Origin of the sequence: Brevundimonas sp. KM4, from assembly GCF_000964075.1 — a bacterium.
Lineage (GTDB): Bacteria > Pseudomonadota > Alphaproteobacteria > Caulobacterales > Caulobacteraceae > Brevundimonas > Brevundimonas huaxiensis.
Map to the genome: position 1 here is coordinate 393,271 of NZ_JZRG01000008.1, position 26,033 is coordinate 419,303.

The 26,033-nt window shown below is 68.2% G+C and carries 25 protein-coding genes and 2 pseudogenes; 8 read left to right on the top strand and 19 right to left on the bottom strand.

Annotated elements, in window-relative coordinates:
* Positions 1-66: 66 nt before the first annotated feature.
* The 4 genes and pseudogenes from VH88_RS06220 to VH88_RS15600 all read right to left on the bottom strand — a co-directional run.
* A complete protein-coding gene (locus VH88_RS06220) occupies positions 67-3,585 on the bottom strand; it encodes a glycoside hydrolase/phage tail family protein (RefSeq protein WP_231576592.1) in 3,519 nt (1,172 codons plus the stop codon).
* A 36-nt stretch (positions 3,586-3,621) separates the two neighbouring features.
* Positions 3,622-3,765 (bottom strand): hypothetical protein, encoded by a 144-nt coding sequence (locus VH88_RS16435; RefSeq protein WP_231576593.1) that lies wholly within the window; start codon positions 3,763-3,765, stop codon positions 3,622-3,624.
* Positions 3,766-4,143: a hypothetical protein gene (locus VH88_RS16710; protein WP_082064387.1), complete on the bottom strand. Its 378-nt coding sequence runs from the start codon at positions 4,141-4,143 to the stop codon at positions 3,766-3,768.
* Positions 4,144-4,219: 76 nt separating this feature from the next.
* A pseudogene (locus VH88_RS15600) lies at positions 4,220-4,387 on the bottom strand (DUF2460 domain-containing protein); the annotation flags it as partial.
* Between the two features lie 84 nt (positions 4,388-4,471).
* On the opposite strand from VH88_RS15600, the gene VH88_RS06235 reads away from it, so the two are divergent.
* Together VH88_RS06235 and VH88_RS06240 are read left to right on the top strand one after the other, a co-directional pair.
* Entirely contained in the window at positions 4,472-5,119 is a 648-nt protein-coding gene (locus tag VH88_RS06235; protein WP_156146765.1) for a DUF805 domain-containing protein, read from the top strand.
* Between the two features lie 78 nt (positions 5,120-5,197).
* Entirely contained in the window at positions 5,198-5,899 is a 702-nt protein-coding gene (locus VH88_RS06240) for a DUF805 domain-containing protein (RefSeq protein WP_197071000.1), read from the top strand.
* A gap of 94 nt (positions 5,900-5,993) precedes the next feature.
* On the opposite strand, the gene VH88_RS06245 is transcribed toward VH88_RS06240, so the two are convergent.
* On the bottom strand, positions 5,994-6,476 hold the full coding sequence (locus VH88_RS06245) for a hypothetical protein (RefSeq protein WP_045810449.1): 483 nt from the start codon (positions 6,474-6,476) through the stop codon (positions 5,994-5,996).
* A 279-nt stretch (positions 6,477-6,755) separates the two neighbouring features.
* Positions 6,756-7,982, bottom strand: a complete 1,227-nt coding sequence (locus tag VH88_RS06250; RefSeq protein ID WP_045810450.1) for a phage major capsid protein — start codon at positions 7,980-7,982, stop codon at positions 6,756-6,758.
* A gap of 166 nt (positions 7,983-8,148) precedes the next feature.
* Here VH88_RS06250 and VH88_RS15975 point away from each other — a divergent pair, with 166 nt between their 5' ends.
* Complete coding sequence (locus tag VH88_RS15975) at positions 8,149-8,475, top strand: hypothetical protein (protein ID WP_045810451.1); 327 nt, start codon at positions 8,149-8,151, stop codon at positions 8,473-8,475.
* 6 nt (positions 8,476-8,481) lie between these two features.
* The gene (locus VH88_RS06260) at positions 8,482-9,300 is read left to right on the top strand and encodes a hypothetical protein (RefSeq protein ID WP_156146766.1); all 819 of its coding nucleotides are present in this window, start codon (positions 8,482-8,484) and stop codon (positions 9,298-9,300) included.
* Positions 9,301-9,415: 115 nt separating this feature from the next.
* On the opposite strand, the gene VH88_RS06265 is transcribed toward VH88_RS06260, so the two are convergent.
* The 9 genes from VH88_RS06265 to VH88_RS06305 form a co-directional block, all read right to left on the bottom strand.
* Positions 9,416-10,291 (bottom strand): hypothetical protein, encoded by an 876-nt coding sequence (locus VH88_RS06265; RefSeq protein WP_052689508.1) that lies wholly within the window; start codon positions 10,289-10,291, stop codon positions 9,416-9,418.
* Positions 10,292-10,348: 57 nt separating this feature from the next.
* Positions 10,349-10,798, bottom strand: a complete 450-nt coding sequence (locus VH88_RS06270; protein WP_231576594.1) for an HK97 family phage prohead protease — start codon at positions 10,796-10,798, stop codon at positions 10,349-10,351.
* 17 nt (positions 10,799-10,815) lie between these two features.
* On the bottom strand, positions 10,816-11,874 hold the full coding sequence (locus VH88_RS06275) for a phage portal protein (protein ID WP_231576595.1): 1,059 nt from the start codon (positions 11,872-11,874) through the stop codon (positions 10,816-10,818).
* A 105-nt stretch (positions 11,875-11,979) separates the two neighbouring features.
* Positions 11,980-13,050: an acyltransferase gene (locus tag VH88_RS06280; RefSeq protein WP_045810453.1), complete on the bottom strand. Its 1,071-nt coding sequence runs from the start codon at positions 13,048-13,050 to the stop codon at positions 11,980-11,982.
* Positions 13,051-13,088: 38 nt separating this feature from the next.
* The gene (locus tag VH88_RS06285; protein ID WP_045810454.1) at positions 13,089-14,216 is read right to left on the bottom strand and encodes an SGNH/GDSL hydrolase family protein; all 1,128 of its coding nucleotides are present in this window, start codon (positions 14,214-14,216) and stop codon (positions 13,089-13,091) included.
* Entirely contained in the window at positions 14,216-14,503 is a 288-nt protein-coding gene (locus VH88_RS06290) for a hypothetical protein (protein WP_045810455.1), read from the bottom strand. Before VH88_RS06290 ends, VH88_RS06285 begins: the two co-directional genes overlap by 1 nt.
* A gap of 33 nt (positions 14,504-14,536) precedes the next feature.
* Positions 14,537-15,787 carry a DNA-packaging protein gene (locus tag VH88_RS06295; protein WP_231576596.1) on the bottom strand — a complete coding sequence of 417 codons (1,251 nt, stop codon included), beginning with the start codon at positions 15,785-15,787 and terminating at the stop codon, positions 14,537-14,539.
* Positions 15,681-16,121 (bottom strand): hypothetical protein, encoded by a 441-nt coding sequence (locus tag VH88_RS15370; RefSeq protein WP_156146767.1) that lies wholly within the window; start codon positions 16,119-16,121, stop codon positions 15,681-15,683. The genes VH88_RS06295 and VH88_RS15370 overlap by 107 nt, the downstream gene beginning before the upstream one ends.
* A gap of 117 nt (positions 16,122-16,238) precedes the next feature.
* Entirely contained in the window at positions 16,239-16,700 is a 462-nt protein-coding gene (locus VH88_RS06305; RefSeq protein WP_045810456.1) for a YcgN family cysteine cluster protein, read from the bottom strand.
* A 117-nt stretch (positions 16,701-16,817) separates the two neighbouring features.
* Between VH88_RS06305 and VH88_RS16595 the strand changes: the two are divergent.
* Positions 16,818-17,081, top strand: a pseudogene (locus VH88_RS16595) (endonuclease domain-containing protein); the annotation flags it as partial.
* Between the two features lie 47 nt (positions 17,082-17,128).
* On the opposite strand, the gene VH88_RS06310 reads toward VH88_RS16595, so the two are convergent.
* Together VH88_RS06310 and VH88_RS06315 are read right to left on the bottom strand one after the other, a co-directional pair.
* Positions 17,129-17,467: a multidrug efflux SMR transporter gene (locus tag VH88_RS06310; protein ID WP_045810457.1), complete on the bottom strand. Its 339-nt coding sequence runs from the start codon at positions 17,465-17,467 to the stop codon at positions 17,129-17,131.
* Positions 17,464-18,042, bottom strand: coding sequence for a TetR/AcrR family transcriptional regulator (locus VH88_RS06315; protein WP_045810458.1), 579 nt, complete (start codon positions 18,040-18,042; stop codon positions 17,464-17,466). The genes VH88_RS06310 and VH88_RS06315 overlap by 4 nt, the downstream gene beginning before the upstream one ends.
* 83 nt (positions 18,043-18,125) lie before the next feature.
* Here VH88_RS06315 and VH88_RS06320 point away from each other — a divergent pair, with 83 nt between their 5' ends.
* Positions 18,126-19,940: an ABC-F family ATP-binding cassette domain-containing protein gene (locus VH88_RS06320; protein ID WP_045810459.1), complete on the top strand. Its 1,815-nt coding sequence runs from the start codon at positions 18,126-18,128 to the stop codon at positions 19,938-19,940.
* Between the two features lie 42 nt (positions 19,941-19,982).
* Here the strand turns inward: VH88_RS06320 and VH88_RS16225 are convergent, their stop codons facing one another.
* Positions 19,983-20,156, bottom strand: a complete 174-nt coding sequence (locus tag VH88_RS16225) for a hypothetical protein (RefSeq protein ID WP_045810460.1) — start codon at positions 20,154-20,156, stop codon at positions 19,983-19,985.
* Between the two features lie 92 nt (positions 20,157-20,248).
* Here VH88_RS16225 and VH88_RS06330 point away from each other — a divergent pair, with 92 nt between their 5' ends.
* A complete protein-coding gene (locus VH88_RS06330) occupies positions 20,249-21,217 on the top strand; it encodes an alpha/beta hydrolase (RefSeq protein ID WP_045810461.1) in 969 nt (322 codons plus the stop codon).
* On the opposite strand, the gene VH88_RS06335 is transcribed toward VH88_RS06330, so the two are convergent.
* On the bottom strand, positions 21,214-24,084 hold the full coding sequence (locus VH88_RS06335) for a PAS domain-containing protein (RefSeq protein WP_197071001.1): 2,871 nt from the start codon (positions 24,082-24,084) through the stop codon (positions 21,214-21,216). The genes VH88_RS06330 and VH88_RS06335 overlap by 4 nt on opposite strands.
* A gap of 1,411 nt (positions 24,085-25,495) precedes the next feature.
* Here VH88_RS06335 and VH88_RS16230 point away from each other — a divergent pair.
* Positions 25,496-26,032, top strand: a complete 537-nt coding sequence (locus tag VH88_RS16230) for an energy transducer TonB (RefSeq protein ID WP_197071002.1) — start codon at positions 25,496-25,498, stop codon at positions 26,030-26,032.
* The last annotated feature ends 1 nt before the right edge of the window (position 26,033 follow it).

Genomic DNA, 26,033 nt, shown 5'->3' on the forward strand with positions numbered 1-26,033 from the left:
ACGTCGAGAGGCCGTCAGTTAAGCCATGCCCCGCCCCGCGCAAAGGGCTGGACCCGCCCTATTTCGTCAGACCCGCCGGATTTCCGCCTCGACTTCAGCTTCTGGGCCCCAGCCAAACCCCTCCCCCCACTGCGCCACGGCGATCCGCGCCGTCGATATCATGCCTTGCGGGAAGTCCGCCGCCAAGTCGGCCGCAGAATAGGATGCCGACAGCCCCTCGACCTCCATCGTTCGAACCACGACGTCATGATCAACGACGCGCAGCCGGAACCGCATAGGATCAACCGTTGTCGGTTCCCCGTCCCAACTGTCGCCGAACAGCCGCACGCGCGGCATCCATCGGATCGCCAGACCCTCGGCCGACGTCTCGACCATCAGACCAGACGGCGACCACGGCCGATCATGTACGCCCCTCGCCACGAACAGAGTCTCGCTGAACCCCGCACCGCCCGGCGCTGCGCCAGCCGGTCCCGCGCGACAAAGCAACGGCAGTCCTCGCTCGCCCCGCCCCATCTCCGCGCGCGCCAGCCGGTCGTCCAGAAACACCACGACGGACCCCGTCATCGCGCCCGCCCGCATCTCGACCTCAGTCCCCTGCTGCCCGCGCAACAAACCCGTCAGCCGCCACGTCCCCGGCCCGACCAGAAGCGCCGACCGATACTGCACGATCTCCCACCCCATAGCCGTCTCAACCGCCAGCGCATTGCCGCCGCCCAGCACCGCCGCCTCGACCGCGCTTTCCGGCGCCTCGCCCTCGACCCGCACCACCACGGCGTTGGCCTCGTCCCAACGGTGCCGCACGCCCGGCCCCAGCGCCTCGACCAGCACCCCGACCGTCGCCGGCGTCTCCACATCGCCCCTCGCCGTCAGAGTCTCAGCCGTCGGCCCCGCATGCAGCCGCATCGTCCGCCACGGTTCGGCCGCCACGGCGATCAAGGGCCGCGCGTCCGCCTCGCTCCCGATCAAGGGCGGCAGGTCCAACACTTTCAGGAACGGCGCCGCGACCACGACCGGAGTGTCGCCCCCGCGCCAGACGCCGTCATCCTCGACTGCCCGCCGGGCCGTCACCGGCTCCAGCACCGCCGACGGCGTCTCGTCCGACGTGACCCGCATCACACGCCAGTCGTCCGGTCGACCTTCCAGCCGCACCCCGTCCCCCGGCTCCAGCCGCAAGGCTTCCAGCGGCCCCAGCGCCAGCGTTCTCGCCTCCACGCTCTCGCCGTCCAGCGCCCGCTGCGCCGCCGCCTTCGCCAGTCCGCCGCCGCACACCAGCGGCAACTCCAGATCGACCCCGCCTGCCGTCGCAGACGCATCGTCCGACCGCACGACCACCGCCCCAGTCTGATAGTCCGCCGTCTCGTCGATAAAGCGCACACGCGCCTCGCCCGCCCTGGGCTCCAGCGTCCGCGTCGCCGTTTCCGCCGCCCCGCCATCGGGCAGAGCCAGCGCCTCGCCCGCGATCTCGACCACCGTCTCCACCCGCCCCAACACGGCGACCTTCCCGTCCCGCTCGGCCGCCACGGCGTCGAACGCCGCCAGCAGCGGCTCCAGCGCATCGCGCGTCCGCATCGGCCGGTCGATGACATAGCCGGCCGCCGCGCCCTCGACGCCCTCGATCGCCATCTCGTGCGGCGACAACCCACCTTGCGCCAGCACCGCCTCGATCAGATCTCGCCCGTCGCCCGCCAGCCGTCCGTTCAGCCAGTGCCCGGCGCGCCACGCGCCGGCGTCGGCCCAGACATCGCCCCGCGCCGGAAACGCCGGATAGGGCCGCGCGTCCCAGCACCAGGCGTCCGCCGCCTCCAGCATTCGCCCGCCATAAACCGCGGACACCGGATTGTTCTCAGCCGTCGCATAATGCCCCAGCACTGCTTCCAGCGCCGCCCGCTGCACCGCGTCGTCGCGCGCGCCTGTCGATCCCGGCGGCAGGCTGCTCTCAGTACTCTTCGCGTCCTGAAACAGGTTCGGCGCATTGCCGCCCCGGTCCACCGCCGCACAGCCGAACTCCGACAGCCGCACCGGCTTCATTCCCGGAACCCAGGCCGTCGGCACAGCACTCCGCACCCCGCCCGGCCGGTCATGGTGCGGGTTCGACCACCAGCCTTTCAGGTCCTTGGGCCGAAACACCCAGTCCTCGCCATGCGACCCGTCGACGATGGGCGTCCTCACTTGCCCCGCCCGATCCGCCTCGCTGGCGTAATACCAGTCGAACCCGTCCCCGCCCGCGACGCCCGCCGCCAGATAGGCCGGGTCCGCCGACCCGCCGAACGTCGCCGCATCGACCCCGCCGTCGCCCGCTCGCCAGTCCGTCAGCGGCGGGTACCAGTCGATCGACACATGATCGATGTTCGCATCGGCCCACAGCGGATCGAGATGAAACACCACCTCCCCGCCCGACTGGCGCCCAAAATATTCGCTCCAGTCCGCCGCATACGACAGGGCCACGCCCGGCCCTACCACCGCCCGACACTCCGCCGCCAGCGCCCGAAACTGATCGACCGCCGGAAAGCCCCCGGCCGCATCCCGCGTCCAGGTCACCCCGCGCATCTCCGACCCGATCAACAGGCCGTCCGCCCCCTCATCCGCCGCGATCCGGGCATAGTGCAGCGCCATCCGCCGCAAGCCCCAGTCGTCCGGCCCGCCGAACAGCGCCGCGATCTCCGCCGTCGCCCCGGCCCCATCCACGCCCGCCACCCGTCCGCGCCACGGATAGCCGGGGCAGTCCATGAAGACGAACGGGTACAGGGTCACCTCCAACCCCCGCGCCTTCAGCTCGCGGATCGCCTGACGCACGCTGTCGTCCGAAGGCGTCCCGCCATAGGCCGGCGCCCCATCTATCTGACTGACCTGATAGGCCTCATCGCGCGCCACGCCCGCCACGGACCAGACCAGCGGTTCGGTCGGCTTGTCGCGCCGCTCCACCCCCGGCCGCACGACGCAATGCCCGGCCCTCAGGTCGCTGCCGAACCACCCCACCACCAGGCTGACCCGCTTCAGGTTCGGCAGTTGCGCCTGGAGTTGATCCAGCGACACGACCAGGTCGGCCCGGCCCTCCCCATTGTGCAAATTCTCCGCCATCGTCCGCGTCAGCCCCTCGCGGCGCACCACCGCCTCGGTCGCCAAGGCGAACTCCCCCGCGCCGGGGATCAGACACATGCCTTCCAGCATATCCTCCAGCCGCGCCTTCTGCCCGCGCGGCCGCCGAAACACCTCGAAGCTCAGCTGCGGAACCCGATCCCCGAACGGCCCCAGCGGCAAATCCTCGAACACCACATAGGCCGTGCCTCGGTATGCCGGCGCATCCCCCTCGACCGCCTCGATCAGCGGGTCCGCCGTCTGGTCCTCGCCCCCGCGATGCACCCGCATCAACACGCCGGTCATGTCCATCAGCCGCCCGTCGGCCCAGACCCGCCCGACCCCGTCGATCTCGCCCTCGCAAAGCGCCACGGCGAAACTCAGCGAATAGACATAGTCGACCGTCTTCGGACCGCCCTTGCCCGCCCGGCCCTTGGACTTGCTTTCCAGGAACCGCGCCGCCCAGATCACCTGACCCGTCACCCGCGCCCGTCCAAAGACGCAGGCCATCGGCGCCCCTTCCGCCGTGCCCTGAACCTTCAGTGTCTACAGCCTGGGCCCCACCTGCCGCGCCGGACCCAGCGAGCCCACCACCCGATTGTCGATCGCCCGCCCGAGGGTCGAGCCGATCACCCGCCCGACCGGCCCGCCGACCGACTGCCCGACCGCGCTCAAAACGACTTGCGCCATCTACGCCTCCAAAAATCCTCCCCCGTTCACGGGGGAGGGGGACCACGAAGTGGTGGAGGGCGCGGACGCACCTCCGGCCTCTGATCTTGCTTCACCAAGATTCGTGGGACTTTCGCCCCCTCCACCACGCTGCGCCCGGTCCCCCTCCCCCGCTTCGCGGTGGAGGACAGGAAACCGGAACACGGCCGCCAGCCGTCTTCGCCACCACACGCCCATCCAGCTTTCGACCACCGCCCGTCCCCAATAGGCGTGGATCATCCTCGGCTCCGGCCCGCCGAGGTCGCTCAGGATGGCGCAATGCTTCACCGCCGCCCCCGGCGACATCCGAAACAGCAACACGTCGCCCGCCCGCATCTGATCGACCGCAACCGGCGGCATCCACCGCCCCGCCGCCTCCAGCAGCGTCTCCCCGCCGCGCCTCGAAGAAGGCGACCAGCTCAGCCATGTCGTCCAGCGACCTCAGGTTCGCCCCGATCAGATACCGCCTGCGCCCCAGCGCCCAGGGCGTGGACCGCCGCTCGAACCCCGACGCTAGCATCGTGATCTCCGTCCGACGCTCAACCCCGCCGGTCGAACCGAACGCCAGCCGCGCAGGCAGGCGCACCTCGTGAAAGGCGTCCATCAACACTCTCCTGTTGTGCAATGCCGCCCGCCCGGTCCACACCTTGGCGGCGGCGCCGACGCCGCGTCTTTGCAGGACACGGCCTTGCGCGGCGAAATTCTCAGCTACGATCCGATGACCGGCGAGGGGTTGATCAGCGGCGACGACCTGCAGCGCTACGTCTTCACCTCGGCCGCCGCCGGTCTCGAACCCGGCCGCCGCGTCGATTTCGTGGTTCAGGACGCCCAGGCGCTCAGCCTGATGGTCCTGCGTGACGGCCCTCTGGGGCCGGCCCTATACGCCCCCGAACCGGACCTGGGCCTATGGGGCTATTTCGTCCGCTGCATCACCGACCTCTATATCGAGGGCCACGGCCGGGCGCGGCGAAAGGAATACTGGTCCTTCGCCCTGTTCCACTTCCTGATCCTGATGCTCGCCTTCATGCCGATCATCGGTCTGGCCGTCCTCGACGCCGAGGCCGGCTACGATATGGAGGCCTGGGGCGTCGCCTGGATCGGCATCGTCGCCCTGGTCTATTTCGCGCTGATCGTTCCCTACGTCTGCGTCACCATCCGCCGCTTCCACGATGTCGGGCTCAGCGGCTGGCTTATCCTGATCGGCCTCGTCCCCTATGTCGGCGGCCTGTTCACCTTCATCATCAGCCTCCTGCCCTCGCAACCCGACGCGAACGTCCACGGTGCGCCGCCCAAGGGGTCGCGCGCATTACAAACGCGTCAGGATCGGCCAGCTTGACCTTTTCGGGTTGCTGGGATTGCACGGGTCGGCGATGTTGCCGCCGCGCCGGACGTGGCGCCAGTCATGGAGATCTCAGTGCGCGGTGAAATTCTCAGCTACGACGCCTCGACCGGCGTCGGTCTGATCAGCGGCGACGACGGCGCCCGTTACGACTTCACCTCGGCCGCGCTGCAATCGCCCGCCGTGCCCGCCGCCGGCGTCCGCGTCGACTTCGTCCCCGAAGGCGCCGCCGCCACCCAGATCCTGATCCTGGCCGGTGCCGCGACCACCACCGGCGTCGCCGGCGGCTACGCCAGCTCGACCTCGACCGCCGTCGCCGGCTTTGATTGGCAGAAGCTGTTTCTGTCCTTCGAGGGCCGCATCCGCCGCAGCCATTTCTGGATCGGCTGGCTGATCCTCCTAGGCGTCAACGTCGTCATCAGTTGGATCCCGATCATCAATCTGCTCGGCATCGTGCTGATCTGGCCCAACCTGGCCATTTCGGTGAAGCGCCTGCACGACATGGGCAAGACCGGCTGGCTGATCGCCATTCCCTGGGTCGGCTCGGTCGTGGCCTTCTTCGCCGGCTTCGCCATGATCATCGCCGCCCACGTCGCCAACGGCTATACGGAGGACTACTACGAGGGCAACCCGGCCGCCGTCTTCGCCCTGATGGGACCCGCCTTCGGCCTGTTCGCGATCGCTGGCCTGCTGGGCCTGGCCTTCCTGCTGTGGATCGGCATCGCCGACAGCCAGAAGGGCGAAAACCGCTTCGGCCCGAACCCGAAGGGCGAATAAGCTGAAAGTGGCGAGTGGCGGGTGGTTGGTGGCGAGACAAGCCGCATCCGCGTCGTTCCTCGCCACTCGTCACTAACCACTCGCCACTCACGCATCACATCCTCCGCGCGCCCAGGCTGACGGCCCGCGCCAGCATCTGGGCGATCTGCGCCTCGGACCGCAGCAGGGCCGGCGCCCCGCCGTCCACCGCCACATTGACCGTCACGCCCCCGCCGCCGACCGGCCCGATCTCGCCGCCCGTCGCGGGCCGAAACACCTCCGGCCCACGCTCGCCGACCAGATAGGCTCCACCGCCCAGCACCGGCCCGCCGTCCGCCCGCGCTCCGCCGAAGCTGGACATCACAGACTGGATCGGCGCGCTCAGCCCGCCGCCGTTCGCGCCGGCCGCCGCATTGACCGCGTTCAGCACCGCCCGCGCCAATTCGGCCAGCGACACTTCCCCGTCCGCCGCCGCCCGCGCCAGCGACCGCGTCAGGCTGTCGCCCGCCCGCCCGAACGCCGCTTCGATGGCGTCCGCCGCCTCCTGCGCTGGGACCAAGAAAGGCCCCTCCAGCACGCCGAAGTCCGGCACGATCATCCCCCTCCACCTTCGTCTGCGCCGCCGCGATCAGGGTCTGGATCAAGCCGTCCTCGACCTCATGCTCGACCCTCAGAAACAGCTTCGCCTCCGCCACCGTCACCGGCTGCGCCATGGCAATCTCCATTGTCAGAAATTCCGTCTCCTCCCCATTCAATGGGGAGGGGGACCACGAAGTGGTGGAGGGGCTCTTCAACGCCCGCAGAGCCCCTCCGTCACGGCGCGAAGACGCGCCGCGCCACCTCCCCGTCGCTGCGCGACAGGGAGGAGACGACCGGATCAGCTTGCGCTGAACTTCATCACCTTGATTGCGTCGAAGTTCTGCACCCCGCCGCCCACGCGCTTGGTCGTGTAGAACAGCACATAGGGCTTGGCCGAATAGGGATCGCGCAGCACCCGCACCCCCGCCCGGTCCACGATCAGATACCCCCGCTGGAAGTCACCGAACGCGATCGACAGACTGTTCGCCGCCACGTCCGGCATGGTCTCGATCTCGGTGACCGGATAGCCGAGCAGGCTCGCCGTCTCGCCCAGCCGCGTCGCCGGCTGCCAGATGTAGTTGCCGTCCGCATCCTTGAACTTGCGCACGGCCGAGACCGTCTTGCGGTTCATCACGAACCGGCCGTTCGGTCGGTACTGGGCCTTGGGCGCATAGATCAGGTCGATCAGGCGATCCGCCGGGCTGGTCGCCGCAAAGCCGCCCGCCGCGCCAGACGCGACAGAACCGATCTGGCCCCACGCCTGGCCCGCGTCCGCTGTGGTCGGATAGGACAGCAGACCCTTGGGCTTGTTCACCCCGTCGCCATTGATGAAGGCCTGGGTCTCCTGCGCCGCAAAGGCGTCCTCGACCTCGGCTGCCAGCCATTCGTCCAGATCGACCATGGCGTCGTCCAGCAGGGCCTGCGTCGCCGCCGGATTGGCGTAGAGATCCGCCGACGGAAACTCCAGCAGGGCCAGGGTCGCCGGGTCCGTCTCGGGCCGCGCGGCCGTCTCCGCCACCCAGCCGCAGGCCACGCCCGCCGTCGACACCGGCTTTCTGAACACGCCGGCCGCCACGGTCCTGACCGTCGCGATCTCGCGCATCGGACTGGCCGCCATCAGACGCCGCTCGATGGCCCGCTCGGTCTCATAGGGCATGACATAGCCGCCCGAGGTCGCGCCGCCCGACAGGCCCGCCTTGACCTCCAGCGCGCCAGACTGGCCCGTCTTCAAATAGCCGTCCCACGCCGCCTTCGCCTCGGGCGCGGACGCCGGCTCGGCCGGTTCGCCGCCAATGACCGGACGACGGCTCTGGCTCATCACCCGATCCAGCCGCGCCTGGGCCGAGGCGACCGCCTGGTCGATGCGCGCCACCTTCTCCTCCAGCAGCACATCGGCCGCCGCCTTCTTCTCGATCTCGCCCAGCCGGGCGTCGTTCGCCCCTTTGAACGCCTCGAACGCCGCCATCATCTCGCGCACGACATCGCGCGCCTCCGGCGAGCCGGAAGCCTGTTTGGTCTCTTTCATGGTGTCTCCTGCTGAAACGATCCTCCCCCGCAATGCGGGGGAGGGGGACCGCCGAAGGCGGTGGAGGGGGCGGCCGCGTCGCGACCTTCCCATTTCGCGCGCGGCCGTCATCGGCCGCCCGAAACTTGTGATTGCGGCGGCTTCAGGCGAACGTTAGGCTCGCCTCATGCCCGCGCCGATCTTCGTCGAAGCCGATCTCTACAGCCCGCTGCTTCATGCAGCCGCGCTGATCCTTTTCGCGGTCCTCTTCCCGCCCGGCACGCTTTCAGCAGGGCCTCGACGTGTGGCCCGCTGGTCATGGGCGGCGGCCATCGGCCTTCCGGTGATCGTCTACACCATTGCCGATATCGTCCTGACCGCCCTGCATCGCGGCGCCGAGGCTGAGGGCGAAAGCGGCCTGCCCTACCGCGCGGCGCAGATCGCCATATTCGTCCTGATCGTCGGCATCGTGGTTTTGATGCTGCGTCGCAACGCTGCATCCAAGTCGTCCTAGCGCCCCATGTCCCACCTGACGCCCCTCGAAAGCGCCGTCATGGACGCGATGATCTGGCAGATGGGCGACAGCGTGCCGGACCTGCGGGCCCAGGTCGCCGCCAGTTCGCCGGGCCTGCGTCGCAATACCGGCGCCGGCCTCTATTCCCAGATCGTCGTCGATGCGGACCGCGCGACCGCCAACCCGGACGCCACCGGCCTGTTCGGCACGGTCCATGCGATGGTCGCCGGCCTGCCCGACCCCGTCGGCTTCCAGATCGAGCTGCGCCAGGGCCGGCTCACGGCCCTGCATGGCCAGAGCTATGGCCAGGACACCCGCGCCATCGACTTCTCCACCACCGCCTTCGAAGAGGTCTTCACCGTCGACGAGGCCGGCCGATCGATCCTGTTCCGCCCCGCCCGGCGCGCGCCCGATCCGATTTCGCCCAGGCCCAAACCCGCAGCCCGACCGGCCGCTGCGCCCGCCGCCCAGGCCAAGCCAAAAGTTCAACCCACACCCGCGCCCCAACCGGCGTCAAAGCCCGCCGATCACGCCCTGCCGTCCGCCGCCGCAGCGCCGAGCGTGGCCGAGATCATCGCCGGCCTGTCCAACCCCACGGCCTCGCGCGGCGGCCAGCTGGCCCTGGTCTATCTGGGCGCCTATGCGCTGGCGGCCGTCTTCATCCTGTTCGCCCATCTCATGCTGCACGTCGGCTGGATCTTCGGCCTGGTGCTCGCCGGCTGGGCCTTGCGCTATCTCCACGGCAAGAAGGGCCGCGCCCAGATGGCCGCCCTCGCCGAAACCCTCGACCGCAACGGCGCTTTCCAGGCCCTCAAGCCAAACTGAACCGCGCCTCCGACGGCATCGGAACGTCACCACCATTCTCGGCTATGATGGAGCGCCCACAACGGACGCCGCTAACGTCAGTTATGGGTGGAAAGCGGACAGCCGCCAACCTGCTTCAAGACCGGTTTGTCCCTCCGGAAGCGACCCGCTCCACTGTGTCGGTTCGCCGATCTTTCTCCGACACCCCATCAGGCTTTACCGTATCCAGCGTTGTTACGACCGTTCGCCGCGTCGGGTTCCCCGAAGCATCAACATCAAACGTGACCTCAACAGTTCCAGAGACAGTCTCTTTCGAACGTTCGCTAAAGGCGGCCTCGAACGTCACCGGATTCTGCGTAATTTCGCCGACGACCACGTCACTTTCGGCGCGCTCCCTGCGGACAGCGTCGGCATCGACCGCCAACCTCACAGAGTAGACCGCGCCGCCCGGCCCCTTGGATGTAAGAGACAAAATCCCGGAACCGACAGTTTGGGGATGCCGATAGGTTGCACCCTCCCGCAGATTGACGTTGAGCAGGTTGATGGCTGCAATATCGGCGATCACAGACTCCGGATCGCACTCGATGCGAAACGCATTCCAGGTAAAAATCCAGCGTCCGCACATGTCCCGCGACATCTCCGACGCCTTAAGCCAGCGGTCGACGCGTTCATCCAGCTTATCGCCATTCAGCAGCCGGATGGCGCCGTTTGATTGCTGGAGAATCCGCGCCGGAAATTTCCAGTCCCGGGCCCTATCCTCAGCGGTTGCGTCACTCGGTAGATCGAATTCCAACTCAAGCCCGGCGTTACTGACGGCGATCACCCGCTCCAGCAGAACGTCTTGTCCGCTTGAGCTACTGGAGGAGCCATCGCTACCCTGCTTGGAAGTCACATAGGAGATGATGACCTCGTGCTCCTCACCCACTGCAGGATGGGGTTGGGGTGACAGTCCGGGTGCGGAGTTGGCTGTCAGCGAGGCTGTTAGCCCAGCGATAATCGCGAACCAGTTCATTCCAAGATCATGAACACCGTTCGTTTGGATGACAACGTCGGTCAGGGTCGAAAGCCGTCATTCGGTCACGACCCTGAACCGCGCGCCCGGCAGCATCGGAAACGTCACCAGCGACACCTCCCACAGCTCGACCGCGCTCAGTACGCGCAGCCGTCCCTGACGCCGGGCCCGCGCCGTGCGGTAGCCGATCGACAGCCCGTCCAGCGCCCCGGCCCGGCTCAGCGCCCCGGCGAACCGCGCCTCGGCCGACCAGTCCTCGATCCGGCCGCGCACGAAGAGGCCGCGCGCATCCTCGACGATTTGCTCCCAGATCCCGACCGGCGCCCGCGCATCGTGCTGGTTCAGCATCCGCACCCCCTCAACCCCCGTCCTGGCCAGACTGTCCGCAAACGCCCCCGCCTGCACCACGTCCCCGTTCAGATCCGCCACGCCCCACAGCGAGGCGTAGCCTTCGATCTCAAGGGGTGAGTGGTGGATCGTGACACGTGAATGCTTCTGTCGAGTCACCAATCGCGATTCACCACTCACGTCCCACCCTCCAACCTACGCTCGATCCGCTCCACGCCGCCGTGGCCTCGCCCTGGACCTCCAGCCGCGCCAGCCGTTCGGCGACCAGCCTCTGCTCCCCGACCCGCTGCTCCAGCGTCGCGATCCGCGCCGCGGCGCCCCCGGCCCAGACCAAGCCGCCCACCGTCTGCACCACGAGCGATCTCGCGCGCCGCCGCGTGCTTGCCGGCGGTGAAATCCATCTCGGCCGGCGTCAGGCTCAGCGGCTTCCAGTCCATCCCGCCCTCCAGCAGGATCGGCCGCCCGGCGTTCGTCGCCCCGGCATAGACGGTCGACAGCTGATCCTTCAGCGCCTCGAACTGGCCGTCCGTCAGCCGCTCGCCGTTCCTCGCCCCATAGACCAGCGCCCCCGACGGCCGCGCGGCATTGTCCAGCAGGGCCTTGTTCCAGGCGCCGGCCGCATTGTGCGCGTCCACCCCTTGCGCCGCCGCCTCCAGCGGCGACAGCCCGTACCAGTCGTCCAGCGGGTGCCACAGCTTCAGGTGCATCACCGGCGCCCAGCCGTCCGCCGCTCGCCTGATCCGCACCGACCGTCCGTCCACGGAATAATCCCACGCCTCGGGCCAGCCCGACCGGCCCGGAACCACCTTCACCCGGTCCGACCGCAGCGGCCACAGCTCGTCCGGCGCCCCGTCCCCGTCCGCATCGCCGGTCGCCTCGACATAGGCGTTGCCCGACACCTGCAACGCCCCATAGACCGCCTCCATCAACTCCGCCCCCGACTGCTCGGGATTGGGCCGCCGGATCAGTTTCGCCAGCGGATGCGCCTCGTCGCGCACCCCGTCCACGAACACCGCGAACGGCGCAGCCGCCGCCGCCTCGGCGATCATGCGGATGCAGCGATAGGCCACCGCATTCTTCTGATATCCCTCGCGCGCCAGACTGGCGTAGTCGTTGGGCGTCCACCGCGGCCGCCCCACCCCCGACAAGGCGATCACCCCGCCCGCCCGGCTCTGCTTGCCCTCAGGCGCGCCCACGCGCCCCGCCTGGCCGAACGGCCACCGGATCGAAACCATTGTGTCGATTTCCTTTTAGTTCGTCATCCTCGGGCTTGTCCCGAGGACCCATACTCACGGTGCTCGCCGCTCAAGTCCGGTGTTTATGGATCCTAGGCGCAAGGCCTAGGATGACGGCGTGTGAAGCAAGGGGCGGTGTCTTGAAGGCGTCATCAGCCGCAACAGCGGCCGCTCGATCCACACGTGCACGACCGCCCCCGCCCCCAGACTGGCGAGCACCGTCACCACCACCACCGCATCCCCCGGCAGGGCGACCATCCCGCTCTCGAACATCCGCCCCAAAGCCCGGATCACCAGCACATGGACCAGATAGATCGAATAGGACGCATCCCCCATGAAGGCGGCCGCCCGCCCCAACCGCCCCGGCGCCCGGTCCGTCCGCTCCATCCGCACCACGCCGAACACCAGCAGGGCGCTGGGCAGACCCCAGACCGCTGCCCGCCTCAACCCATTCCACGGATCGTTCAACGCCCGCACATCGTCGATGCCGCCATAGCCGACCACCAGGCCCAGCCCGAACCCGAGCATCGCCAGACCGACCGCCCACAGCCCCAACCGAGGCGGCGCGAACCGCCAAACCGAGGCGATCCCGACGCCCAGCAGAAACTCCAGAATGATCGGCGCGCCCCAGAACCTCAGAACCGGCGCCGCCACGACCAGCCCGGCCGCCAGCATCGCCGCATAGACCGCGACCAGCCCCCAGCCGACCCGCCGGCCGCCCGCTATCGCCAGCCCAAACCCGGCGTAGAACAGCATTTCGAAACACAGGGTCCACCCCGGCCCCAACGCCGGAAACGTCATCTCCAGCCCGCTGAACGGCCAGAACAGAAACGTGGCCGCCGCCACCTCCGGGCTCAGCGTCCCGCCCCGCGCCATCCCGACCAGGATCGGCAGCGACAGCAGCCAGTAGATCGGCGCCACCCGCCGAAACCGCCGCCACAGAAAGGCCCCGGCCGCGCCCACGCCCGTCTGCCCCTGCGTCGTCGTGGCGATGATGAAGCCGCTGATGACAAAGAACACGTCCACGCCCACGGCGCCGAAGTTCTCCAGCGTCCCGCCGCCCAGCGCGGTCTCCAGCCCCAGCCGCGTCCCGGCCAGATCCACGGCGTGCGTGACGACCACCGCCGTCGCCGCCGCGAACCGCAGCGCCTGCACCCCAAAGAACCGCTCGCCCATCCGCCACGATTATCATCGCGCGAGCGCGCACGACAACCTCAGATCATCACCCGCGCGCGCACCGCTTCGGCGATCCTCGCCTGGCCCGCCGCATTGGGATGGACGGAATCGAACATCAGCCCGCCGGCGAAGCTGCCGCCGAACAGGGCCGTCCCGTCGACGGGCGCGGCCAGCCCCCGCGTCGCCGCCACCTCGAACACCGCGTCCCGCAACGCGGCTTGCGCGGCATAGCTCGCCTTGCCCTGGGCCGGATCCGACGGACATCCGGTCATCAGCAGCACGTCCCCCGTCGTCAGGCATCGATCCACCAGCGTCCCCAGCCCGGCCTTGTAGGTCGCCACCGCCGTCCCCGCGTTCCAGTCGTTGATCGTCAGACACACGACCGACAGATCAGGCGCCGCCGCCGGGATAGACCCATACGCCCGGTACGGCTGATCCGTCGTGATCCAGTCCGCGATCCTGGCCCCGCCCCACCCGGCGTTGATCACCCGCGCCCGCTTCACGTCCGAGCGCCACGCGACCCCGCCCGCGATGAACACCGCTCCTCCCGAGGCCCAGCGCACGCTCACAGGCCCGGTCGTCTCGGGAAAGGCCACCGTCGTGACCTCCATCGACGCCGCCTTGGTGGTGTTCACCGTCGCCCGCACTGCGCCGTCCGTCTCGATCGTCAGCACGCCCAGCGCCGTATTGGTTACGGCCCACAGATCGAACCGATCCACCGGCCGGTCCGGCTGAAAGCTCCAGACGCCCGTCGACGCGGCCGCGCCCGAGAACAGCTTGCCGCCAATCCCGGTCAGGGCGTTTACGCCCCACCCGGCGCCCATCGTCACGCGCGGGTCATAGGCGGGATAGCCTCCGCTGGCACCATCCGCCGCCCCGGCCCCGGCCACCGAGGCCGCCGAGGCCGGCAGGCCCCGACCACTCATCATCGCCGCCAGCCGTTCGGGCCAGGCGCTCGCCCGACCGTTGGGCGTCCAACCGCCGGGGACCGCGCCATAACCTTGGGTCACGCTGTCGCCGATGCACAGCAGCCGCGCCTCGCGCCCGCCCGCCTGCATGGTCCTGACCGCCGCCGACCAGACGGGCAAGTCGGGCACGGCGAACCGCGCCCTCCCCAGAACCCCGCCCGGCGCCGCCGTCGCCGCTCCGATCTCGAGACCCGACATCAGTCGAAGGCCGCCACGATCTGCGTCGCCGTCGTCCCGGTCGCCAGCACCCGGCGCACCTGCACCGGCAACCACCCCACCGGATGGTTGGCGAAGGTCACGGCGTCCCCGTCCTCTGCCCCGACCGTCAGCACACGGATATTGCCCGCGCCGCCGATATACAGCGCCTTGGCGTAAGTCGTCAGATCGGCCGCGTCGCTGGGCGTGACCGCCGCCGCGCGCCTCGCCGGGCCGCCCGCGTCGCGCCCATGGTTCAGCAATCCGTCCCGCTCCGGAATGGCCGGCATATTCGTCTCTCCTGTCGTTGAAATCTTGAGGCTCTAAAGCCCCCGCAACCGCGGTCCCGCCGACTGCGGCCCCAGCATCAGCCGCGTGATCGCCCATACCAGGGCGTCGGCCCGGTCCGGGCTGGGTCCGCCCTCGCTGCCCAGCGCCAGCATCTCTTCCTCCAGCGCCGGGAAGGCGTCGCAGTGGACCACCCGCCCCTGTTCATACAGCAGGGCCACCGGCTCGGCCCGTGCAGCCTTCGACCGCGACGCGTGGACCATCTCGATCCGGCACGGACAGGCGCTGATGGCCAGGACCGAGCGCACCATGTCGCCGCCCTGATTGCTCTCGGCGACCACCTCGTGCGCGCCGAATTCGTGCGCCGCCGCGCTGACCGCCCCACCCCAGCTCTGGGGCGAGCGCCCCTGCACCGTCCGGTCCGCCAGCACGAAGGCCTGGCGACCTTTTCGCCCCACGATCACGATGCCGCAGGCGTCTCCGGTCGCGGTCGCCGGCGGATCGACCGCCACGACGATCCGGTCCAGTTCGACCGGCCGCGCGCCCCTGGCCCGTTTCAGGTCCGCGATGCGGAACAGGGCGCCCTCGCCCTCGACCACCACGCCTTCCAGCTCCTGCGCCGCCAGCCGCGTCCCGCCATAGACGTCGTTCAGATGCGCCAGAAAGCCGGGCGACAGGTTCTGCGCGTTCAGCGCCGTCGCCGCCCGTTCCGTCACCGTCCCGGCCTCGGCCATCAACCGCCTCAGCGCCGGGATCGGCCGGGGCGTCGTCGTCACCGCCAGCAGCGGCCAGGCCCCCAGCCGCAGTCCGAACCTCAGGTTCGACAGCACCATCTCCGGCCGTCGCCAGGCGCAGAATTCGTCGGCCCAGGCCGCATGAAACTGCGGCCCTCTCAGACTGTCGGGATCCTCTGCCGAAAACGCATAGGCCGCCGATTGATTGCCCCACACCAGCCGCCGCCGTCCCGCCTCCCAACGCGGCCGGTCGCCCGGCTCCGCCAGCGCCTTGATCCCCGACGCCCCCTCCACCATCACCTCGCGCACATCGTGCAGGGCGGGGCCGACCAGGGCCAGGGTGATGCCGGGCAGCTCTCGCGCCATGATGTCGATCCAGACCGACCCGGCGAACGTCTTGCCCGATCCCCGGCCGCCCAGCAGCAGCCAGGTCTTCAGGTCGTCGTCAGTCGGCGGAAACTGATGCTTCGCCAGCCGACAGTGATTGCGATGCAGCCTTAGCCCGCGCTCTTTCAGCAGCTTCGGCGTTCTTCTCTTCCAGAATTCGATCAAGCCGCGCGTGTTCGACGACCAGTTCCTGTCGGATTCGCTCGTCCTCGGCGGGGTCGTAGGTTCGTCCACCCATCTCGTCCTCTTCGTTGTCGCTCAGGCACAGCAGCCGCATCGCCTCGACCGCCTTGGCCGACCGCGCGATCACCCCGATCTGGCGCGCGACCTTTTCGGCGACGGCGGCGTCCTTGACGTCCGTCTCGCAGACGCTCTTTGCCGTCTCTTCGATCTTGGCCTTCATCATCAGGAACAGGGGCTCCATCCACCCCGCGCAGGACGCAGCCGTCTCGCGCGCGCCGCCGCAGCCGCCCTCTTCGTCGTGCTGATTTCCCGTCATGCCCAAACCATAGCGGACCAGCGTCCTCAGGCCGGAAGAACGCGCACATAATTCGCCAACGGCTTGTTTTCGCAGCCTTTCAACCAGCGTCATTGCGCTGGCTAAGGGGGTGCTACCCTATCGCTCCCGGCCCCGTTCGACCGCCCATTCCGGCGCTTCGAAGTCCAGCGCATCCTCCGGTTCGGCCAGCGACAGCTCCGAGATCGTCTGCCCCCGCACCGACACGCCTGCCGTATGCACCGTCTCGCGACTGCCCGAGATCAGATGATGCCATTTCGCCAGCGGCCGCCCCTCGTGCAGCCGGCGATAGGCGCACGACTTGGGCATCCACTCCAACGCCTCGATATTGCCGGGCGTCAGCTTGATGCAGTCCGGCACCTGGGCCTTGCGGTTCGCATAGTCCGAACAGGCGCAGGCCTCGGGGTCGAACAGCTTGCAATGCACCCGCGTCGGGATGACCTCGCCCGTATCCTCGTCCTCGAACCGGATCACGCAGCACAGCCCGCACCCGTCGCACAGCCCCTCCCACTCGGAAGGCGACATCTCGGCCAGGGTCTTGGTTTCCCAGTAGGGCGCCATCAGATCCTCCCCCGCCTGCGGGGGAGGGGGACCGCGTAGCGGTGGAGGGGGCGGACGCCGCACCACGCGCGACGCATCCCCTTGCCAAAAGCACAGCTTGTGATGGTGATACGCTCCATGAGAGCGCCGGTCCTTACCCAAAAACGCGCCAGAAGTCTCCGTCGGGCGATGTCTTTGCCGGAAGTCTTGATTTGGCAGCGTATCCGCGGCCACGGCTTTCGCCGTCAGCACGCTTTCGACGCCTTCATCCTGGACTTCTATCGCGCCAGGGATCGGCTGTGCATCGAGATCGACGGACAGCACCACGATCCTGCCTACGACAGCCGCCGCGACGCCTATCTCGCCGAACGCGGCGTCCGCACCGTCCGAATCGCCGCGACCGATGTCCTGCGCGGTCCCCCTCCCCCGCTTCGCAGGGGAGGATCGTTTCAATGCCCCACGGTTCTGGAGAACAGGTTGATCACCACCACCCCGCCGACGATCATCGCCAGGCCCGCGATGGCCGGCGGGTCCAGCCTCTGGCGAAAAACCACCGCCCCGATCACCGAGATCAGCACCACCCCCAGCCCGCTCCAGATCGCATAGGCGATCCCCACCGGCATCTGCCTCAACGCGATGGACAGCAGGTAGAAGGCCAGGCCGTAACAGACCGCCATTCCCGCCGTGGGCCAGGCCCGCGTGAACTGGTCAGAGGCCTGCAGCAAACTGGTCCCCGCCACCTCCAGCCCGATGGCGCCCAGCAGCGCGGCCCAGGTGACGGAGCTCATGCGTCATTGGCCGTGATCGGATGACCAGGCGTCAGCAGCGACAGCAGCGCCTGTCTCTGCTCGGGCGAAACCCGGTGCGTGCCGAACTGATCCGACATCCACAGCCCGTCCGCGATCAGCCTCAGCATCAGGGCGTCGTCGGCCCCGACCGGATCGCTGGGATCGTCGTTCTTCACCTGGTCGATCCAGCCGTTCCAGCGTTGCGACAAGGTTGGATCGATGGCGCAGGCCGCCAGGATCACCCGCCCGATGCTGATGTTCTGCGGCGTCACCGGCTCGTTCACCGTCGCCCTCAGATAGGCCCGCGCATTGCGGCCATAGGGTTCGGGATCGCGCGCGGCCTCGGCCAGGATCATGTCCCGGTGCATCTGTCCCAAATGATCGATCATTCCTTCCAGCAGCGCGATCTTGCTGGGAAAATGGTGCAGCAGGGCGCCCTTGCTGACCGTCGTGCGACCCGCCACCGCATCCAGGGTAAAGCCCGACGCCCCCAGTTCAGCCGCCACCTCCAGCGCCTTTTCGATGATTTCGGCCCGGGTGTCGTCGGGCGCGCGGCGGCGTGTGATCGTGTCCATTTCGACTACATACCAACCGGACGGTAACTGTCAAATCTCAAAGGTCGTGGCGGTTCGACTTCCCCTCCTCTATATGGCCGCCCATGGCAGCCAGACCCCCTCTCGTCGCACTCAAGGACGTCCGTCTTCAGGACGGCCAGCGCCCCCTGTTCGACGGCGTCGATCTGGCGGTCGAACCGCGCAGCCGCGCCGCCCTGGTAGGTCGCAACGGCGCGGGCAAGTCCACCCTGATGAAGGTCGTCATGGGCCTGATCGAACCGGACAGCGGCGACCGTTCGGTCCAGTCCGCCACCCGTTTCGCCTATGTGCCGCAGGAGCCGGTCATCACGGGCGAGACTCTGCTGGACTACGCCTCTTCCGGCGAGGCCGAGAGCTGGACCGCCGAGGCCTGGCTGGCCACCTTCGGCCTGGACCCCGCCAAGTCCACCCAAGGCCTGTCGGGCGGAGAAACCCGCCGCGCCGCCCTGGCCAAGGCCTTCGCCGAAGAGCCCGACCTGCTGCTGCTGGACGAGCCGACCAATCACCTGGACATCCTGGCCATCGAACTGCTGGAGAACGAGCTGCTGTCGGCCCGGTTCGCCCTTCTGGTCGTCAGCCACGACCGCGCCTTCCTGAACCGCGTCACCAACACCGTCCACTGGCTTGAGGGCCGTCGCGTCCGCACCCTCAGCAAGGGCTTCGTCGAGTTCGACGAATGGTCGACCAAGGTGCTGGAGGAAGAGGCCGAATCCCTGCGTCGTCTGACCAAGACCATCGAGCGCGAGACCGCCACCTTCTACTCCTCCATCACCGCCCGCCGCAGCCGCAACGAGGGCCGCGCCCGCTCGCTTCAGGCCCTGCGCGCCGAACGCGCCGAGAAGATGAAGGACGTGCCGCGCGAACTGTCGCTGGGCGTCGATTCCGGCGCCACGTCCGGCAAACTGGTCGCCGAAATCAAGGGCGTGTCCAAGGGCTACAACGGCCGCACCCTGTTCAAGGACCTGACCACCCGCATCATGCGCGGCGACCGTCTGGGCATCGTCGGTCCCAACGGCGCGGGCAAGACCACTCTGGTCAAGACCCTGCTGGGGGAACTGGCGCCCGACGAGGGCACGGTCCGCATGGGCGCCAATCTGGAGCCCGTCTATCTGGATCAGTCGCGCGAGGGGCTGAAGTCGGACATGACCCTGTGGGACGCCCTGACGCCGGGCGGCGGCGACAGCATCATCGTGCGCGGCTTTTCCAAACACGTCGCCGCCTACGCCAAGGAATTCCTCTTCTCCGAGGCCCAGTTGCGTCAGCCGATCTCGACCCTGTCGGGGGGCGAGCGAAACCGCCTGCTTCTGGCGAGGGCGTTGGCGAAACCCGCCAATCTGCTGATCCTCGACGAACCGACCAACGACCTGGACATGGACACGCTGGACAAGCTGGAGGAGCTGCTGGAGGGCTATGACGGCACCCTGATCCTGGTGTCGCACGACCGCGACTTCATCGACCGCCTGTCCACCTCGACCCTGGCCCTGAACGGGCGCGGCGACATCGTCGAGACGCCCGGCGGCTGGACCGATTTCATCCGCCAGAACCCCGGCTTCCTGCAACCCGGCGCCAATCCCCGCCCCCAGGACAAGGCCGCCGCCCAGCGCGCCGCCGCCAACCCCGCCCCTGCTGCGGTCAAGAAGACCGCCAAACTCTCCTTCAAGGACGCCCACCGCCTGAAGGAGCTCGAAACCCTGATCGATGCGCTGCCCGCGACCATCGCCAAACACGACGCGACCCTGGCCGACCCCGCCCTCTACACCCGCGACCCCAAGGCCTTCGACGCCGCCATGAAGGCCGCCGAAAAAGCCCGCGCCGAGTTGGAATCCGCCGAACTGGAATGGCTGGAGCTGGAAGAGAAGAAAGCGGCCCTGGCGGGATAAATACCGAACCGCTCGTCACTCTGGCGAGGACGGCTTCAGATCCTAACCCTGACTGTCCGGATCCCCGGGCGGCGTCGTCGCCGCGCCCCGGTTCTGCATCACGCTGACGGCGATGCAGGCGATCAGGCCGAACGCGAACCACAGGCCGAACTTGCCCGTCAAAAGCCCGATCAGGCCGAAGATCAACAGGACGCCGAAGGGGGTGAGCCGTTTCATGGGGCGGACGATAACCGGCTTTGTCATGGCTGACGAGGCTCGGCCAAAAGCGCCGACTTGAAACCAAATCCGCGCCCGCACACTCAAGCTTCATGACCCTTCGCAGCCACCTCGTCGAGTTCGCCCCGCCCCAGCAGGCGGCGGTGCGGCGGATCAACGCCGTCCTCGCCCGCGCGCCGCGTCTGCGCACCGACGGCTGGCGGATCGATGCGGGCCAGCGGCTGTCGCTGTGGCTGGACGCGGCCGCCGGGCGGGTCACCACCCCGCGTCTCAGGAAGCGCGGCGTAACCGTCGAGATCGTCCAGACGGACGGCGACCACCCCGTTCCCTTGCGCATCCTGCATCCGACGGGCACGCCCCGCGCCGTCATCCTGGACATCCACGGCGGCGGCTGGGTGCTGGGCAGCGCCGGGCTGAACGACCGACTGAACGCCCATCTGGCGCACCACGGCTTCTGCGTCGTCTCGGTGGATTATCGCCTGCTGTCCGAGCGGCGTCAGATCTATATCGACGCCGCCATCGCCGACTGTCTGGCCGCCGCCTATTGGACGGTCACGAATGTCGATCGACTGGGCGCCTCGACCCTGTTTCTGGCGGGCGAATCCGCCGGCGGGCATTTGGCCGCCCTCACCGCCGTCGCCCTGCGCGACCAGGGGCTGATTGATCTGGTGAAGGGCTGCGTCTTCACCTATGGCGTTTTCGACCTGTCGGGCACCGAAAGCGTGCGCTCGGCGGGACCAGAGACCCTGCTGTTCAATGGCTCGACGATGCAGGCCGATCTGGCGCGCCTGGCGCCGGATCGCGACGAGGCGGCCTTGCGCCAGCCTGACGTCTCGCCCCTTTATGCCGACCTGACCGGCCTGCCGCCCGCTTTGTTCCTCGCCGGCGAACAGGATCCTCTTTTCGAGGACAGTCTGTTGATGGCCACGCGCTGGGGCGAGGCGTCGGACGCGGACTTGATCCGTGTGCCCGAGACCCCGCACGGCTTCCTGCATTTCGGCGGCCCGGCCGCGCGCGGCGCCCGCAAGGCGATCCGCACCTGGCTGAACGCCCGGCTCTAGCTCGCCTCGATCAGTTCGCGGATCCGACTGCCCAGCGCCTCCATGGCGAAGGGCTTGGTCATGACGTGCATGCCAGGGTCCAGGTGTCCGTTGCCGACCACCGCATTCTCGGCATAGCCGGTGATGAACAGCACCTTCAGATCGGGCCGATCGATCCGCGCCGCATCGGCCATCTGACGCCCGTTCATCCCGCCCGGCAGGCCCACATCGGTCACCAACAGGTCGATCCGAGCACCGGATTGCAGCAGCTTCAGCCCCGCCGCCCCGTCCGACGCCTCGATGCATTGATAGCCCAGCTCATGCAGGATTTCGGCGACCAGCATCCGCACCGTCGGCTCGTCGTCCACGACCATCACCGTCTCGCCGGCCTGGGCGCGCGGGGCCTGTTCGACCTCGGGGATCAGATCGGCGTCGTCCACCTCGCCGAAGTGGCGCGGCAGATAAAGGCAGATCATCGCCCCCTCGCCCGCCTCGGAATAGATCCGCACCTGCCCGCCCGATTGGCGCACGAAGCCATAGATCATCGACAGACCCAGGCCCGTCCCCTCGCCCAGCGGCTTGGTGGTGAAGAAGGGTTCGAACGCGCGCGCCGCCACCTCGGGCGCCATACCCGTGCCGGTGTCGCTGACGCAGATGGAGACATATTGGCCTGGCTCCAGATTGGCCGCCCGGGCCGTGCGCGCGTCGATCCAGCGATTGCCGGTCTCGATGGTCAGACGCCCGCCGCTCGGCATGGCGTCGCGCGCATTGATGCACAGGTTCAGCACCGCGTTTTCCAGCTGGTGCGCATCGATCAGAACGGGCCACAGGCCGGCGCCGGCGACCACCTCGACCTCGATCCCCGGCCCTGTCGTGCGCCGCACCAGATCCTCCATCCCGCGGATCAGGCGGTTGGGATTGGTCAGTTTGGGATCCAGGGTCTGACGCCGCGAAAAGGCCAGCAGCCTGTGCGTCAGGGCCGCCGCCCGTTTCGCCGCACCCTGCGCCGCCACAGTGAACCGTTCCACCTCGGCATGACGGCCCTGCGCGATCCGGTTGGTGATCAGTTCCAGACTGCCGCTGATCCCGGCCAGCAGATTGTTGAAGTCATGGGCGATACCGCCGGTCAGCTGTCCGACCGCCTCCATCTTCTGGCTCTGACGCAGCGCCTCCTCGGCCTGCATCAGGGCGCTGGTGCGTTCGGCGACCTGTTCTTCCAGGGTTTCGTTGAATCGCGCCAGTTCGGCCGCCTGGCGGCGCAGGTCCTCGATGTCGGTGTTGGAGCCGACCCAGCGTGTGATCCGACCCTCTTCGTCGTGGACCGGCTCGGCCCGAATTCGGAAGGCGCGATAGACGCCGTCGTGACGCCGAACCCGGAACTCGGTCTCGTAGATTTGACCGCTGGCCAGCGCCGCCGACCATTCCGCCGTCGCCCGCTCCGCATCGTCGGGATGCAGATTGACCAGCCAGCCCTCCGGCCCGTCCAGATCGCCGGGCTTTGCGCCCGTATAGGCATAGACCTGGGGGTTGAACCAATACAGCGACCCGTCCGCCCAGCTGGCCCAGATCTGGATCGGCGTGGCCTGGGCGAAGACCCGGAACTGGGCCTCGCTCTCGCGCAGGGCCGCCTCGCTTCGCGCGCGTTCGGTCGCCGAGCGCACCCGCTCCGCCACCTCCCGCATCAGCCGCAGGTCGCTGTCGGTGTAATGTCGCGGCGTTGCATGATTGACGAACACCATCGCCACGACCCGCCCCTGCTCCATCAGCGGCATGTTGACGAAGGAACCGGCGCTGATCCGCTTCAACACATCGGCGGTGGCGGCGGTGCGGGGGTCCAGCGCGACATCGTCGATCGCCACCGTCTCGCCGCGCTTGATGTCCTCGATGTAGGAGCCGTGCTCGCGGAAGGCCAAGGTGCCGGCGATGCTGTTCACCCCCGGCTGGTTGAAGTCGCGCGCGATGGTGATGGTCTCCGCGACCGTGTCGACCGTCCCGTAACCCGCCCGGCTGACGCCCATCGTGCGGGCCAGAACCTCGGCCGAGGCCTGGGCGATGTCGCCGGCGTCGGTCAGGTCGCGGATCGCGTCGTTCAGCTCCAGCAGGGCGTTCTGGCGCGTCTCGCTCTGCTTTCGCTCGGTGATGTTGTTGAACAGGATGGCGACCTGCCAGGCGCCCGGCTGGCCGATCCGCAACGCCTGCACGTCATACCAGCGACCGAAGATGTCGGCCGGGTTCTCGAACCGGACCGGCTCGCCTGTGCGCGCCACGCCGCCATAAAGATCGAACCAGTGCTGCTCCAGTCCCGGTGCGATCTCGCTGACCCATTTGCCGTAAGGGTCGACCAGGCCGGTCATCTCCTCGAAGGCGTTGTTGCCCTCGACGATCCTGTAATCGATAGGCCGGTCGGCCGCGTCGAACTTCATCTCGATGACGCAGAAGCCCGTCGCCATCGCCGCGAACAGGGCGCCGTATCGCGCTTCGCTCAGCGCCAGCGCCTGGTCCGCCCGGTGGCGATCCGACACATCCATCCCCTGGATGAAAATGCCCCAGACCTGACCGTCCTCCTTCAGCGGCTGGAAGACGAAATCGACGTAGCGCTCCACCACCTCGCCGCCTGGCTCGGCCTGAACGGCATATAGGGCGCTGTCGGCCCGGTGCGCTTCGCCGGTGCGATAAACCTGGTCCAGCAGGTCCAAATACCCCTGCGCCACCGCATCGGTCAGCACCTCGCCCACCGTGCGCCCGATCACCTCGCGGTGGCCGATCACCTTCTGGTAGTTCGGATTGGTCAGCTCGAACCGATGGTCCGGCCCCGTGACCAGCGCCATGAACCCCGGCGCATGGGCGAACATCTGGGCCAGTTGGTTGCGATTGATACCGATAGACAAGGCGTGGTCAGACCGGGTGCTGGACAACGAATTCCCCCAAGGACTTTTGTCCGTTGATCACAGAACCCAAAGCGCGCCGCAGGGTTGCAGCGCAATGTGTCCGACACCGGACATAAGCTTCTATCGCCGCGTTTCTGTGGACAAGGCAAGACGCTGATCCGCAATCGCGAATTTGATCCGTCCACCGATGTTCACAGGCTTGTCCACCGCCGCCGGGCCAATCGTGCACACGGGGGCGAGTTCGGGCGCTTGCCTCATAGCCGGTTTCGTCCGAACGTCAACAGGCCAAGGGACACGGGGCAGCGGAAATCCAGGGAGACCTGGATCTCCAGCGAACCGGCCCGGCTCTCCGACCCGGCGCTTCGGGCGGTCTTCGGATCGTAACGTGCGACAGGCGGGATCCAGGCTCCAGTCCTCGACGGTCTTCGGATCGACGACAGACAGGAGAACCGGATCGGGATCGACGGACGACGCGGACGCAATGCCGCGGAACGCCGAAGACCCTGAGCGCGACAGGATACAGCCGACCGCCCTTTCGGGTTCGCCCGAAACGACGCTGACGCCAAGGTCCAGACCCGAACGGCCAAGTCCAACCCGGACTTGGCGAGGGGACGAAGAGCACGGGTCCGCCCGAACGCTTCGTCCCCTCGCTCAATTGGGGCGCCGACGACATGAAGTCGCACTAGACAGCCGCTGCGCCAGATGCACCCATGGAGTGCAGACGGAGACACCCATGCGCGCGATCCTGTTGGGCCTCGGCCTTGCTCTGACCACGACATCTGCCTTGGCGTCCGTTGAACAGGCGCTCGAACCCCTGAGGGTTTCGCCGATCCGCACCGGCGAGAGGACAGGCCCGACTCTTCCGGAACAATCGCTGCTTCAAATCCCTGGGTTCGAAGTCACCTGTGCAGGCTCTACAGTTCGACCAACATACGCCGAAGATTTACGCATTGAGACAACCCGTTTCGGCTCTGGAAAGAGTGACGTCGTTCTGAACTTCACCGTAGACGAAACAGGACGCACGCGTGACATCCGCCCCTCATCGACACGCCCGCATCGCGCGTCCGACGAAATCCTCATTCCATCGACGCCTCCAACCGACCAGGAGCAAGCCGCTCTTGCGGCCTGGCGCTTTTCTGACGGCCCACGCCGCGACTGCAGTCTGACCATTCGCTATGCTGCAAAGCCTTTAGCGGAAGCCGATCGGAACGAGTTGCTGCGCTACTTCGCCGTCACGCGAACGCGGGGTCCTGTCCGTGATGCCGTCGCGAATCGATTGGCCGGCCCAGAGGCCAACTGCGGCGGTGAACGTCGGGGCGGTCGGCCTCCCCTTACCGTCAGCTTCCCGGACTACAGGATCGGACAGCGACCGCCGCCCGGCGGTCGAGCCCGGACGGTTGTGCGCTGGGGCGTGAACGCTGATGGCCGCGCCGTCGATGTCGAGACCTTGGGCTCGTCCGGCGATGGAGCCTTGGATGCAGAGACCCGACGCGCCGTGTCCGAAACCGTCGTCCAGAGCGGAACGCCGCTGCGGGGATGCGTGGCGAACTTCTATCGTGCTGGCGACCGCCTGCCTGCGCCGGACATGCCCGAACGTGCCGACGACCCGCTGCAAAATTGTCCTGACGACGTTCGCACGCGCTTCCAGACCCGTCGTGGGTCCGACCTTTTCCCGACCGCCTTCCGTGAGCGCGGCATCGAGGGCTGGGCGCTGATGCGGTTCGACCTCGCCACCTGGGGTCAGGTCGGCAATGTCGAGGTGATCGACGCCCAACCCGCCGCCGCGTTCGGCGACAGTGGGCGACGCATGGTGCAGTCGGGCCGCGCCGAGCCGTACCATAGCGCCGGCGTCCGCTGCGTCGTGCCCATCCGTTATAAGATGCCCACAAATCCAATCGACGGTGAAGCGATAGGCATCGCGACAAGCGCCGACAACGCGGCCGACTGAC

Bases quoted from the DNA above. Each gene is read 5' to 3' on its own strand.
- VH88_RS06220 (WP_231576592.1), bottom strand. From the start codon at position 3,585: ATGGCCTGCGTCTTTGGACGGGCGCGGGTGACGGGTCAGGTGATCTGG.
- VH88_RS16435 (WP_231576593.1), bottom strand. From the start codon at position 3,765: ATGGCGCAAGTCGTTTTGAGCGCGGTCGGGCAGTCGGTCGGCGGGCCG.
- VH88_RS16710 (WP_082064387.1), bottom strand. From the start codon at position 4,143: ATGCCGCCGGTTGCGGTCGATCAGATGCGGGCGGGCGACGTGTTGCTG.
- VH88_RS06245 (WP_045810449.1), bottom strand. From the start codon at position 6,476: ATGATCGTGCCGGACTTCGGCGTGCTGGAGGGGCCTTTCTTGGTCCCA.
- VH88_RS06250 (WP_045810450.1), bottom strand. From the start codon at position 7,982: ATGAAAGAGACCAAACAGGCTTCCGGCTCGCCGGAGGCGCGCGATGTC.
- VH88_RS15975 (WP_045810451.1), top strand. From the start codon at position 8,149: ATGCCCGCGCCGATCTTCGTCGAAGCCGATCTCTACAGCCCGCTGCTT.
- VH88_RS06260 (WP_156146766.1), top strand. From the start codon at position 8,482: ATGTCCCACCTGACGCCCCTCGAAAGCGCCGTCATGGACGCGATGATC.
- VH88_RS06265 (WP_052689508.1), bottom strand. From the start codon at position 10,291: ATGAACTGGTTCGCGATTATCGCTGGGCTAACAGCCTCGCTGACAGCC.
- VH88_RS06275 (WP_231576595.1), bottom strand. From the start codon at position 11,874: ATGGTTTCGATCCGGTGGCCGTTCGGCCAGGCGGGGCGCGTGGGCGCG.
- VH88_RS06280 (WP_045810453.1), bottom strand. From the start codon at position 13,050: ATGGGCGAGCGGTTCTTTGGGGTGCAGGCGCTGCGGTTCGCGGCGGCG.
- VH88_RS06285 (WP_045810454.1), bottom strand. From the start codon at position 14,216: ATGTCGGGTCTCGAGATCGGAGCGGCGACGGCGGCGCCGGGCGGGGTT.
- VH88_RS06290 (WP_045810455.1), bottom strand. From the start codon at position 14,503: ATGCCGGCCATTCCGGAGCGGGACGGATTGCTGAACCATGGGCGCGAC.
- VH88_RS15370 (WP_156146767.1), bottom strand. From the start codon at position 16,121: ATGACGGGAAATCAGCACGACGAAGAGGGCGGCTGCGGCGGCGCGCGC.
- VH88_RS06305 (WP_045810456.1), bottom strand. From the start codon at position 16,700: ATGGCGCCCTACTGGGAAACCAAGACCCTGGCCGAGATGTCGCCTTCC.
- VH88_RS06310 (WP_045810457.1), bottom strand. From the start codon at position 17,467: ATGAGCTCCGTCACCTGGGCCGCGCTGCTGGGCGCCATCGGGCTGGAG.
- VH88_RS06315 (WP_045810458.1), bottom strand. From the start codon at position 18,042: ATGGACACGATCACACGCCGCCGCGCGCCCGACGACACCCGGGCCGAA.
- VH88_RS06320 (WP_045810459.1), top strand. From the start codon at position 18,126: ATGGCAGCCAGACCCCCTCTCGTCGCACTCAAGGACGTCCGTCTTCAG.
- VH88_RS16225 (WP_045810460.1), bottom strand. From the start codon at position 20,156: ATGAAACGGCTCACCCCCTTCGGCGTCCTGTTGATCTTCGGCCTGATC.
- VH88_RS06330 (WP_045810461.1), top strand. From the start codon at position 20,249: ATGACCCTTCGCAGCCACCTCGTCGAGTTCGCCCCGCCCCAGCAGGCG.